The following is a 12,569-nucleotide window of genomic DNA, read 5'->3' on the forward strand; positions in this document are numbered from 1 at the left end:
TATATTCACTTGCTTTTTTAAAGCTTGGAGTAAAATTAGAACTAAGTGTAATAGTACCTGTATTTGTAATACCATTGTGTATGCTACCATGATTGATGATATTCATAGAGCCTTCGTTGTTAATGCCATTTAAGATAATACCATCATGCTTATTAACAAGTTTATCTATAGTACCATGGTTATTCATACCATAGCTAATATCCATAGTGCTTGCTAGTGGAGTTGCCTCTTTACCTATGGTTCCTGAGTTGATGATAGTTCCAATATGGGCTTTGTCTTTATTGTCTTTAGTTTTTGTATTTGCTAGATTGCTAATGCTTTCTATATTGCCTTTGTTGTCTATAATGGTAATAGAGCCGCTATTGGCTAGAGTTTGTTGGATAGTACCTTTATTATCAATACCTGAATTGATTTTTCCACTATTATCTAAACCTTTTTCTAAGATAGCACCCTCATCATTCATCAAGACATCTAAATTATCTTTGTTTTCAAATTCATTGTTTATATTACCATGATTATTAAATATACCTATCTTGCTTGTATCATCTCTAGTGATTGTCATATCACCATTGTTAGTGATAGAACCTACGATAGAGCCATTTTTTAAGTCTAAATTACCCTTAGCACCCTCATGGTTAATGATAGAACCTACTTGACTTTCATTTGCTAGTGTAATACCATCACCACTAATAGTGCCTTTATTTTCTATAGAAGATATAAAGCTTTGATTTAGATGGATACCTTTTTCAATGGTGCCTTCGTTAAAGATAGTGCCTATTTGAGAATTATCTTTTAAGTCTATAGAACCTTGGATGGTTTTTTCATTGTTAATGGAAGTGATATAAGACTTACCATTAAGAGTGATATTACCTGTGATAGATCCTCTGTTTAAAACAGAACCAATGATTTTAGATTCATTGTTAAGATTGATATTGCCCTTAATAGTGCCTTCATTTTGTAAGGCTGTGCCATTTGGGTTGTATGTGAAATCTCCATTTTTATTAGAAGATAATGCTGTTATGATAGCACCATTTTGTAAGTCGATTACATTACCATTATTAATGGAAGTTCCATTGTTGTTAGTACCTATAGTGCCTTTATTGTAAATCCCTGCAGTGCCTCCTGCAATGATAGCGTTTTCACCTTCTGCTTTGATGTAGTTTTTGATGTGTTGATTAGAACCATTGATAAACACACCAACGCCACTTTGTCCTAGTATTGTTCCTTTATTTTCAATAGTATTAACACTATTTAAAATTATACCATTTGCACCACCTTGCATAACACCATTATTTAAAATTGTCTCAATTTCACCTCTTCCAAAATCTATAGCTGAGGCGTTGACTAAAATAGTACCCTCATTATTAATGGTTTTGATTTTTCCCTCAATAATCGCAATTATTCCATTTGTATTTGATATAATTGTCCCTTTATTATCTAATAAATCGCCTGTGCTAGCATGACCACTAACCCTCTCTAGTGCAATAGCCCCATATCCTTTTTTATTAATTATTGTTCCATTCTTGCCATTATTAAGCGTTTTAAAATGTCCAGCATAAAAGTATATAGCACCAGATTTATTGTTATTTTGATTTTGAATTAATCCATTATTGATTATATTATCAACTTTACTATATTCTCTAATTAATATTCCACCTTCAATCCAACCATTAGAATTTGACTGAATTATTCCACTATTGTTAATTGCATTTATTGTTGAGTGTTTATCAACTTGAATTCCACTAATTCCACTAATAGCCCCACCATTATTAATTGTCCCAATATGTGAACTATATCCCACTTGTATACCTGCTTTTTGCCCTATGATTGTACCTGTATTGCTAATATTTTCTACAGTGCTATTTGCAACGATATACATCCCATAGTGGCTTCCACCTTGTATAGTGCCACTATTGCTTACTTTATTTGCCGTACCTCCTTCTACTTTAACACCACTAACACTACCTTTAATCACTCCTTGATTATCAATGGTTACATTATTAGCATTACTATTTACCATAACACCTTGTCCGCGAGCATCAATCTTACCATCTTGAGTTATGGTTAAAGCACCACCATTGGGTCTGCTAATATTGATTTGTTGATTTTGTTCATTACTTATCGTACAGCTTGTGCCACTGCAATCACCACCGCTGATATCTCTTTGGTTTTTGCTAGTTATTTGGATAGCACCACTTGAATAATTATGATCGCTTATGATGTTTGCATTAGCATAGCTAGCTAAAAATGAAATAGTTGCTAAAGAAAGAAAGGTTTTTTTCGTAAAAAATGAGAGTTGGTTTGATGAATTTAAAGAATGTTTGATTTGGGAATTATCGATTCCCCCCCCCCGTGAAACAAGTCATGTTTACTCCTAATATATAAATGAAACGTAATAAAATGTGTAATTATAGTTTAGTATTATTTAAAATAAGTTTAATAAACCATAAAATATAACTTTATATAAACATAGTTTCACTTAAAAGCAATGAATGTTTCAAAATTTACCCATTTAAATACACTTTCTACTTTAGAAAAACCAGCTTTTTTCAACATGGTTATATTTTCATTTTGGGTATAAGGTATGAGGACATTTTCCAAAGCTTCTCTTTTGGTGGAAATTTCTAGCTTACTATAACCTTGTTCTAGTTTATACTGCTCATAAATTTGGATCATTTTTTTGGCTATTTTGACATCTTCGTAGAGAATTTTCTCACTGAGTATAAATACGCCATTTTTATTGAGGTTTTGGTAAATTTTATCGACTAGTTCTTGTCTTTTGGGTGGGCGGATAAACTGCAAAGTATAAGTGGCGATGAAAACATCATTTGCAAAAAATTCAAAATCATCTAAATTTTTTTGATGAAACTCCACCTTAGCTCCAAAAGCTTGGCATTTGCTTTTGGCGATCTCTAGCATAGCTTTTGCATCATCAACCCCGCTTAAAAGCAAATCTTTTCTTTTTTCATATAATGCTAGCAACAAAGTGGCCGTAGAGCAACCAAGATCACAAATTTTAGCATTTTGCGATGTAAAATGATCGATGAGTTCTACTATGAGTTTTAAATTTTGTGTATAAAAAGGCACAGATCTTGACACCATATCATCAAATACACTTGCTACGCTTTTATCGAATTCGAATTGTTTTTCTAAAGGTTTTTTAAAAATTTCATCTTTCATGGGATCTTCCTAAAATTTCTTTTGCTTTTTTGATATCTTTACTAATTTGTGCTTTTAGCAAGGCTAGGTTGTTAAATTTTGCATTAGCTCTTATATAGTCAATGAAACTTAGTTGCAAATGCTTTGCATTAGTATGTGTAAAATGCTCATCTAAAATGTGTGTTTCTATAGCAAAATTTTCATCAGTAGATCTTACCCCTAAAAAACTCACGCTTTGGTAGCATTGATCTTTTAGTGTTACAAAAGTTGCATACACACCATCTTTAGGCAAAATGAAGTCTTTTGCATGTAAATTTAAAGTCGCAACAAGCTCTTTAGCGCCTATACCTTGGCCTTTGATGATGTTTGCTTTTATGGTATAAAACCTACCTAGAAAATTTTTAGCTTCTTTAACTTTAGCTTCTTTGAGTAAAGTTTTAACCATACTTGCATGAACGCTTTTGTTTTGAATTTTAAACTCATCTACGATGATGGTATTTACCCCACAAAGACTTTGTATATCTTTAGCACTACATTTTCTTTCTTTACCAAATTTAAAATCATACCCTACGATGATTTTTTCTAGCTTGGGAAATTCTTGCTTTAAAAGTTTTAAAAATTCCTCGCCTTTGTAGTCTTTGATTTGATCAAAATCACAAAAAATCAAAGGAAAATCAACTAAAGTTGCTCTAAAATTTCCAGGTGTTAGGGCTTTGTTTTCTTCTTTAGTGATGACAAACAAAGCTCCATTTTCATCTAAATGTTTAAAAAGCTCAAAATGTCCCAAATGCATACCATCAAAACGACCTATGGCTAAATTTGTGATTTTAGTTTTTTCTATAGGCGTAGAAAAACTCAACATTGCCTTCTTTTCCTTTTAACTGCGACTCTTGACTTACTTGTAAGATCCAACCAAGTTTTGCACAGGCTTTTTCAAAGCTTTCTTTGGCATTTTTAATGGCTTTTGTATCTTTTACCACTCCATTTTTATCGCGCTTAATGTTTTTACCTACTTCAAATTGAGGTTTAAAAAGTAAGATGATAAGATCTTTAGCAAATTTATCTATATGATAAATCAAATGCGTTAAAGATATAAAACTCACATCACAAGTGATAACATCATATAAAATTTCGCTTTTAAACTCACGTAAATCGGTATTTTCACAAATTTGAAGATTTTCTAAATTTCTTAAACTCTCATGAAGTTGGTTAAAGCCCACATCTAAAGCAGTGATATGTTTAGCCTTGTTTTGGTGTAAAATTTGCACAAAGCCTCCGGTTGATGAGCCTATATCTAAACAAATTTTATCTTTTATAGTAAATGCATGCTCGTGCAAAAAATGCTTGAGTTTAAAAGCGGCTCTACTTACAAAAAGCTCTTCTAAAAGTGTGAGTTTTAAACTCTCATCTTCTAAAGGATTTAAAGATGTGAGTTTAAAAGAAGTCTTTTTAAACTCGCCATTGAGTAAAATTTGCTTGTTTTCTATAAGCTCGCAAGCTTTGTTACGAGAAATGTTTAGTTTTGTACTTACAAAAACATCAAACCTCATCAGCACCACCTAAAAGGGCATTAAACTCGGCTTCATTGATACACTTAACCCCTAAGCTTTGTGCTTTTTCAAGCTTTGAGCCTGCTTCACTTCCGTATAATACAAAGTCAGTTTTTTTAGACACACTTGAGCTTACTTTTGCACCAAAACTTTCGATCAACTCTTTAAAATGATCGCGTGATTTGCTTAAAGTACCTGTGATAACAAAGGTTTTATTGGAAATATTTTCATTTAAAACAAGCTCTTTTTTCTCATCTTCTAAGTGTAAAATTTCATAAAAATGCTGAATACGCTTTGCGTTGACATGAGTAAATTCTTCTAAACTTTTAGCCATTTGTTCGCCAAAGCCTTCTAAATTCGCATAAGCTTCATAACTTTGCATAAACCATTCAAAGCCAAAAGATTGCGCCAGCTTTTTAGCCGCTACTTCGCCAATATGCTCTATACCCAATGCAGTGATAAATCTTGATAAAGGGCATTTTTTTGCATTTTCTATGGCACTTAGAAGATTGTTGATTTTTTTCTCTTTAAAGCCTTCTAAACCTTCAAAATCACTGTATTTTAAGAAAAATATACTTTCTATGTTGGTGATTTTTCCTTCTTTAAATAAAAGCTCGACGATGTTTTCTCCAAGGCCATCTATATTTAAACACTTTTTAGATACAAAATGTATAATGGAATTTACAAGTCTTGCCTTGCAGTCTAAGTTTTGACATTTTAAAAAAGCACCCTCATCTAAAAGCTCGCTAGAACATTCAGGACAAAGAGTTGGTTTGGAGATTTTGCTTTCTAAACCATCACGTCTTTGGGTGAAAACTTTGGTGATTTTTGGTATCACATCGCCACTTCTTATCACACTTACACTATCGCCTATCATTACTCCTAGTCTTGCTATCTCATCAAAATTATGCAAGGTCGCAGACTTCACCACTACTCCATCTAAATTTACAGGCTCTAGCACTGCCACAGGAGTGATCACTCCGCTTCTTCCTACTTGCAAATTCATTCCAAGTAAGGTGGTAGTTTTCTCCAATGCAGGAAATTTAAATGCTGCCATAAATTTTGGAAATTTCACAGTATAGCCTAAAAATTCACAATGGGCTAAGTCATCTACCCTTACAACCATACCATCCATCATCATAGGTTTTTGATCTCTTTTTTCCAAAAGCTCATGATATTTTTCCAAAACCTCATCTAAAGTTTTCACACAAAAAACAAAGTCATCTTTTAAAAAACCAAGACTTCTTACAAATTCCATCACTTCAGAGTGCTTCTTAAACTCCAAAGAATTCTCCCCTACTCCCCAAGGATAAAATTTTAAATTTCTTTCTTTTGTAATGCTTGTGTCAAGCTGTCTTAGTGAACCACTTGCTGCATTGCGTGGATTTGCAAATAAACTTAAGCCCTCTTTGGCTCTTTTTTCATTGATTTTTTCAAAATCTTCTTTTAAAATCACCACTTCGCCACGAATTTCTATTTTATCTTTATAAGATATGCTTTGAGGTATGTTAGATATCTCTTTTACATTTAAAGTAATATCTTCGCCTACTTCTCCATCGCCTCTTGTAGCACCGCTGATTAAAATGCCATTTTCATAAGTGAGATTTAAACTTGCTCCATCAAATTTAGGTTCTATGAAAAAATCAAACTCGCATTTGGCTCTTTTTGCCCAAGCTCTAAGCTCAGCTTCATCAAAAACATCTTCCATAGACCACATTTTTGCACTATGTGCAAGCTTGTGGAATTCGCTTTGTATCGTCGGGGCGATATTTTGCGTAGGAGAATCTTTAGCAATTTTTTCAGGATATTTTACTTCAAATTCTTTTAACTCTCTAATGAGTTTATCATACTCCTCATCGCTTGCTAAAGGCTCATCATCTTCATAGTAAGCCCTCATCCATTCTTTTGCTAGTTTTACTTTTTCTAAATACTCTTGATAAGTCATCATTGCTCCAAAGAAAGTTCATTCATCACTTTTGCAAGCTCAAACATTTGTTTATGCTCGTATACATCATGCACTCTTATAATACTTGCGCCATTTTTGAAAGCCTCTAAATGCAAATATAGCGTACCTGCAAGTCTTTGTTCTACATTTGATTGAAAATACGCATTAATCACGCTTTTTCTACTAGCTCCGATTAAAAGCTCCTTTTCAAAGCGCAAAAAATGCTCTAAGTGTTTAATTAACATCATATTATGCCAAGGACTCTTACCAAAACCAATACCAACATCTAAAATCACATCTTTTAAGCCAAGCTCGCTAAGTCTTTGTAACTTTTGTGCAAAAAACTCATCAAGCTCGGCTAATACATCTTCATAACAAGGGTCATCTTGCATATTTTGCGGAGTATTTTGTATATGCATGAGTGTATAAGTGGCTTTGTAACTTAAAGCTAGTTGGGCCAAATTTTCATTTTTAAAACCGGTAATATCATTAATAAGCTTAAAGCCTTTATTTAAAGCATATTCTAAACAATACTCATCAAAGCTATCTAAACTAAAAATACATTTTTCATAAAGTTTTTCTTTATAGATTAAATCTAAGGTGTTTTTTAAACGCTTAAATTCTTCTTCCTTCCCACAATACACACTACCAGGTCTTGAAGAAACCGCACCTATATCTATATAATCAGCCCCTTGAGAGATCATGAGTTCAATTTTTTCTAAAACTTCATTTTCTTTAACCCTGCTTTGCGCATTAAAACTGTCTTCATTGACATTGATCACACCCATGATTTTTGGTTGAGTGGGTTTAATAAATTTAGACTTTAAAAATAATGCTAAATTTTTGAGTTTAAAATCTTGTAATTTTTCTTTTTCTATGAGTTTTTTAGCTTGATCTTGCGTTACCATAAGCAAGGCACTAGTTTGCTCCTTACCCAAAATAACCTCTTTATGTGTCACAAGCTCAGCTCCCACTCTTAATGCATCTTGCTTGAGTATATTTGCAGCAGGTGCTCTTAAGTCTTTGATAAGAAAAAAATGAATTTGAGTTTTCTCACTCATAATCTTTTCTCCCGCCTTATGCGGTTTGATATAGTGACAAATTTTATCAAATTGGGTGTTGGGATTGATTTTGATGATTTTCATTGTTTTCTCTCATGTAAAAATAAAACTATCGTGCTAAGCAAAACCGATGGCTTGGCATTTAACTTAGCTAATTCATAAGCTTTATAAAAAAAGTCGATCTCTTCATCATTTAGCTTGATATCTTGCTTAAAACACTCATAACTTAAAGCGCTAATAAGCTCTAAACACTCTTGTTTATCTATATTTTCGTATTTTTTTAAAAACGCTAAAACATTTGCAAGATCCATTTTTTTAAGATCTAAATTTAGGCTTATTTTTTCCCTTTGAATTTTATGCTTTTCTATCATAAACCTTGAAAGTATGGTAGGTAAAAATACATTCTTAGATGGCGCTACAATGATAAAATACACATTTTTTGGTGGCTCTTCAAAAAGTTTTAGTAAAAAATTTTGTGCTTCTTCACGAAAAGATTTTGCTAGTATGACAATGATTTTAGCATGTGCTTCAGCCATATAGCTTTCTTTCATAATAGCTCTTGCAGTTGCTTGAGCATTTTTATCATAAGTTAGGTCATTTAGTCTTAGTTCTAAGTCAGGATTTTTAGGTATGAAAAATCTAAGGTTTTTTTGTCTATATTCTTCTATGAGTTTTTCTTGCATCAACTCAAAATCATTATGAATAATGATTTTATTTCTTAGGTTCAAATTTCTACCTTAGAAAAAAGTACCGCTTCTAAGCTTTGTTCAAATACTTTATACAAAGAAATGAGTTTATAATCTAACTCTTTATCGCGCGAGGAAAGATAAAAGCTGTTTTGCAACTGCTCATCAAAAAGCCAAAGCATGCTATCTTCTTTAGAATTAGCGATTTTAAATTTAAAACCTGTATTAGTCCCTATATAAAAAAACGCATAACCATTAGGAAAAGAAATACTTAAAAGGTCATTAAGCAAGTCAATATCTTCTTGAGTATTGCAAGCTTTATTATAAATTCCTTTTAGAGAAACAAAAGGCACTAAAGGTCTTGTGTTGCTAGCATTGATTTGACTTAAAAAATACTCTTCAAACCATACTCTTTGCTCATCAGTAATTACAATAAAAGTATAACCTTGCAAAAGCAATGCTAATTTGGAAGCGATTAAAGGCGACCACTCAAGACGCCTTTCTTCAAGCCAACTCGTATAAGTGCCGTTTTCTCGGATTTGTTCTAGGGTAAATTTTAAAAAACTATTGCTCATTTATACATCTAGCTTATAAACTTCATGTAGCACTCTTACGGCTAATTCGCCGTATTTTTCATGGACGATCATTGAAATTTTGATTTCACTTGTAGAGATCATTTGTATGTTAATGTTTTCATTAGCTAAAGCTTGAAAAGCAGCCGAAGCAACACCAGAATGTGACTTCATACCTACACCTACAACAGACACTTTTACTACCGCGCTATCCGTTTCTATAATGGCATTAGCTCCTAAAACTTTTCTCATAGCATTGGTCGCTAAATCTAATTCATTTTCTGGCACAGTAAAGCCTAGATTAGTAGCTCCATCCACTCCTACATTTTGAATGATCATATCCACATTGATGTTTTCATCTGCCAAAGTACTAAAAATCGCAGCTGCAATTCCTGGTTTATCATCGATATTCCTTAATGTTACTCTTGCTTGGTTTTTATCTAATGCTATACCGCTAACCAAAGCTTGTTCCATATTTTCCTCCTTTGTGATAATCGTACCTTCATTTTCATTAAAACTGCTTCTAGTTACTAGTTTAACATTTAATTTTTTAGCTAATTCTACAGAACGATTTTGTAAAACTTTAGCTCCTAAACTTGCAAGTTCTAACATCTCTTCATAAGAAATTCTATCTAGTTTTTTAGCCTTAGGTTCTATCCTAGGATCTGTCGTATAAACCCCATCTACATCTGTATATATCTCACATAAATCTGCTTTTAAAGCTCCCGCTAAAGCTACCGCACTCAAGTCGCTTCCGCCACGACCCAAAGTAGTAACATTGCCCATTTTATCAACACCTTGAAAACCAGCAACCACTACGATATAACCCTCATCTAGAGCTTTTGTAAGATTTGAAGTGTCAATATGCTCAATTCTTGCTTTAGTATATACATCATCTGTGATGATCCCTGCGTTGCGACCTGAAAATGCAACCGCTTTTAAACCCATTTCATTTAAAGCAATAGCAAGCAAAGATGAAGTTACACGCTCGCCACTACTTAAAAGCATATCCATTTCACGACCAGAAGGGTTTTTACTAAAATGGTGTGCAAAGTCAATTAGCTCATTTGTCACCCCGCTCATCGCCGAAACAACCACTACTAATTTATCGCAAGTTTTTTTGCTTTTAGCTACTCTTTTAGCGACCTCATCAATGCGTTCTAGCGTTCCTACACTTGTTCCTCCATATTTTTGTACGATCAGCATTAAATATACCCCCTTTCTTTAAAATGTTTCAATACTTTGATGTATATAGGCTTTTTAAAATGATTTATCATGTCATAAACTTGATCCAAATCAACAAGCTTATAAGCATCAAATTCTGGATTTTTAGTGTTAAGATTGATTATGGCTTTGTTTTTTAACTTCACTAAGAAATATTTTTGGCTTTGTCCATCATAAGGATACATCTTCTGTGCGACTTTAGCCGGAAAATCATAACTAATCCACTCAGGATGTTCGGCTAAAATTTCAATCTCATCTGTGCCTATTTCTTCTTTTAATTCTCTAAACAATGCGCTTTTAACATCTTCCCCCTCATCAATGCCACCTTGAGGAAACTGCCATATATCTTCCATATCATTGCGTTTAGCAAGTAAAATTTTACACTCAAAAGGATAAGCTGATGATAACACTATAGCAGCTACATTTGGCCTGTATTTTTTTTCTTTTTCCATGATTTTCTTATCCTTGACTTTTAGATAATATAATTCTAACAAAAAAATACGAATTTATATTATATTTTAGAGAAGTTTTATGCATTTATATATCCATGTACCATTTTGCGAGAGCAAATGTTTTTATTGTTCTTTTACCTCGCTTAAAAAAAAGGACTTTGAAAAAGATTACCTAAACGCTTTAATGCAAGATATAAAATACCAACTAGATTTTTTTAAAGTTGCCAAAAACTCCATAAAGACTGTTTTTATAGGTGGTGGCACTCCTAGTTTAATGGATATACATTTTTATGAAAAAATTTTTATATTTTTGCAAGCTTATTTAAAGCAAGAATGTGAAATCACCATTGAAGCCAATCCTAATTCTAGTAATTTTTCATGGCTAAGTGCTATAAAAAATTTAGGTTTTAATCGCATTTCTTTTGGCGCGCAAAGTTTTCATGAAAAAAAATTACAATTTCTTGGGCGTATTCATGATCAAAAAGCCATCTTTAAGAGTATAGAAAATGCCAAAAAAGCAGGATTTGACACTATCAACTTAGACTTAATCTATGATACGAAATTAGATGATACTAAAATGCTTGATTATGAAATTTCAAAATTAGCCTTGCTAGATATTAACCATGTAAGTGCTTATAATTTAACTATAGAAGAAAAAACGAGATTTGCTAAAAAATTTCACTATAAAAAAAATGCACCACGCCTTGCGAAGTATTTTATCAAAGCGATTGAAAGCCTTGGCTATAAACAATACGAAATCAGCAATTTTGGACAAATTTGCAAACACAACCTTGCTTACTGGCAAGGAAAAGACTATATAGGCTGTGGTTTAAGCGCGGTAGGATTTTTAAAAAATCAAAGATTTTATACTAAGAAAAATTTAAAAGATTATATCAATGATCCTTGTTTTAGAGAGATTGAAAATTTAAATTTACATGATTTACGCTTAGAGCATATTTTCTTAGGACTTAGAAGTCTTATAGGCATAGAAGAAACAAAACTTGAACCTTTAGAAAGAGAAAAAGCAATGTTTCTTAGTAAAAAAGGGAAGTTAGTTTACAAAAAAGGTGTTTTTTATAATACCAACTACCTCTTAAGTGATGAATTAGCTTTATATATTAGCACTTAGAAAGTATCGTTTTAAATTTTTTAATTCTATCAAGTATTTTTGGACTTAATCTTAACAATTCATGAGTATGATCATTTATAATGATACAATTTTGCTTCCAAGCCTTGGTGGATTTTAATAAAGAATAATCTAATAAGCTTTGTTTGTTTGCACCCATTCCAAGTATGATCATGTCAGGATTTTGCTTTAAGATATATTCTTGAGAAAGAATGGGTCTTGAAACCTTACTTTTAGGACTAACATTAAAAAAACCTAATAATCTTAAAATATCTGCAATCAAAGAATTATCATTAAAAGCCATCAAAGGTTGAGCTGAATACAAATATATAACATTTTTATTTTTAGTTTGCTCTTGAAGTTGTTGAAGTTCATTTTGAAAATACTCCAAAAGTTTTTGCCCCTGCTCCTCTTTATGAATAAGCTTTGCTAAGATGAGAATGTTTTCTTTGATATCTTCTAAATTTTTTGATTGTAATGCAATACTTTTGATTTTAAACTGATCTAACATGGGTTTTAGACTAAAAGAATATTCACTCAAAATAACTAAACTTGGTCGTAAGGAAACAATTTTTTCCACCGAAGGGTTAGAAAAAGTCCCTACGCTTGGGATATTTTTAGTCTTTTCTTCTGGATAAATACTAGAATATTGCAACTTAGCAATACCAACAATCTCATCTGCCCCACCAAGCATAAATATAGTCTCAACACTAGCAGGATCTAACACCACTAAACGCTCTTTAGAATACACAAAGCTAATCACAATACTTATAAACAATAATATTTTTTTCATT

12 protein-coding genes are annotated in these 12,569 nt (G+C 32.3%); 1 reads left to right on the forward strand and 11 read right to left on the reverse strand.

Features of this window, described 5'->3' with window-relative positions; translation table 11 throughout:
* The 10 genes from CKA54_RS01250 to CKA54_RS01295 all read right to left on the reverse strand — a co-directional run.
* Positions 1 to 2,020, reverse strand: a 2,020-nt coding sequence (locus tag CKA54_RS01250) for a hypothetical protein (RefSeq protein WP_143297919.1), incomplete at its 3' end; no start/stop codon positions are given.
* 455 nt (positions 2,021 to 2,475) lie between these two features.
* Complete coding sequence (gene cmoA, locus CKA54_RS01255; RefSeq protein WP_120759306.1) at positions 2,476 to 3,180, reverse strand: carboxy-S-adenosyl-L-methionine synthase CmoA; 705 nt, start codon at positions 3,178 to 3,180, stop codon at positions 2,476 to 2,478.
* Positions 3,170 to 4,021, reverse strand: a complete 852-nt coding sequence (locus CKA54_RS01260) for a bifunctional riboflavin kinase/FAD synthetase (protein WP_120759308.1) — start codon at positions 4,019 to 4,021, stop codon at positions 3,170 to 3,172. Before CKA54_RS01260 ends, cmoA begins: the two co-directional genes overlap by 11 nt.
* The gene (locus tag CKA54_RS01265; RefSeq protein ID WP_120759310.1) at positions 3,987 to 4,709 is read right to left on the reverse strand and encodes a TlyA family RNA methyltransferase; all 723 of its coding nucleotides are present in this window, start codon (positions 4,707 to 4,709) and stop codon (positions 3,987 to 3,989) included. Before CKA54_RS01265 ends, CKA54_RS01260 begins: the two co-directional genes overlap by 35 nt.
* Positions 4,699 to 6,654, reverse strand: coding sequence for an NAD-dependent DNA ligase LigA (gene ligA, locus CKA54_RS01270; RefSeq protein WP_120759312.1), 1,956 nt, complete (start codon positions 6,652 to 6,654; stop codon positions 4,699 to 4,701). Before ligA ends, CKA54_RS01265 begins: the two co-directional genes overlap by 11 nt.
* Positions 6,654 to 7,799, reverse strand: coding sequence for a dihydropteroate synthase (folP, locus tag CKA54_RS01275; RefSeq protein ID WP_120759313.1), 1,146 nt, complete (start codon positions 7,797 to 7,799; stop codon positions 6,654 to 6,656). The genes ligA and folP overlap by 1 nt, the downstream gene beginning before the upstream one ends.
* The gene (locus CKA54_RS01280; RefSeq protein WP_120759315.1) at positions 7,796 to 8,443 is read right to left on the reverse strand and encodes a DNA polymerase III subunit delta'; all 648 of its coding nucleotides are present in this window, start codon (positions 8,441 to 8,443) and stop codon (positions 7,796 to 7,798) included. The genes folP and CKA54_RS01280 overlap by 4 nt, the downstream gene beginning before the upstream one ends.
* Complete coding sequence (locus tag CKA54_RS01285; protein WP_120759317.1) at positions 8,440 to 8,976, reverse strand: HobA family DNA replication regulator; 537 nt, start codon at positions 8,974 to 8,976, stop codon at positions 8,440 to 8,442. Before CKA54_RS01285 ends, CKA54_RS01280 begins: the two co-directional genes overlap by 4 nt.
* On the reverse strand, positions 8,977 to 10,179 hold the full coding sequence (locus CKA54_RS01290) for an aspartate kinase (RefSeq protein WP_120759319.1): 1,203 nt from the start codon (positions 10,177 to 10,179) through the stop codon (positions 8,977 to 8,979).
* The gene (locus CKA54_RS01295; protein WP_120759321.1) at positions 10,179 to 10,649 is read right to left on the reverse strand and encodes an RNA pyrophosphohydrolase; all 471 of its coding nucleotides are present in this window, start codon (positions 10,647 to 10,649) and stop codon (positions 10,179 to 10,181) included. Before CKA54_RS01295 ends, CKA54_RS01290 begins: the two co-directional genes overlap by 1 nt.
* A gap of 79 nt (positions 10,650 to 10,728) precedes the next feature.
* On the opposite strand from CKA54_RS01295, the gene hemW reads away from it, so the two are divergent.
* Complete coding sequence (gene hemW, locus CKA54_RS01300) at positions 10,729 to 11,778, forward strand: radical SAM family heme chaperone HemW (RefSeq protein ID WP_120759323.1); 1,050 nt, start codon at positions 10,729 to 10,731, stop codon at positions 11,776 to 11,778.
* Here hemW and CKA54_RS01305 read toward each other — a convergent pair.
* A complete protein-coding gene (locus CKA54_RS01305; protein WP_120759325.1) occupies positions 11,768 to 12,568 on the reverse strand; it encodes an ABC transporter substrate-binding protein in 801 nt (266 codons plus the stop codon). The two genes, hemW and CKA54_RS01305, sit on opposite strands and share 11 nt — an antisense overlap.
* Position 12,569: the final 1 nt, after the last annotated feature.

The sequence above is a fragment of the Campylobacter sp. P255 genome, from assembly GCF_003627915.1.
In the GTDB taxonomy this organism is placed as follows: domain Bacteria; phylum Campylobacterota; class Campylobacteria; order Campylobacterales; family Campylobacteraceae; genus Campylobacter_D.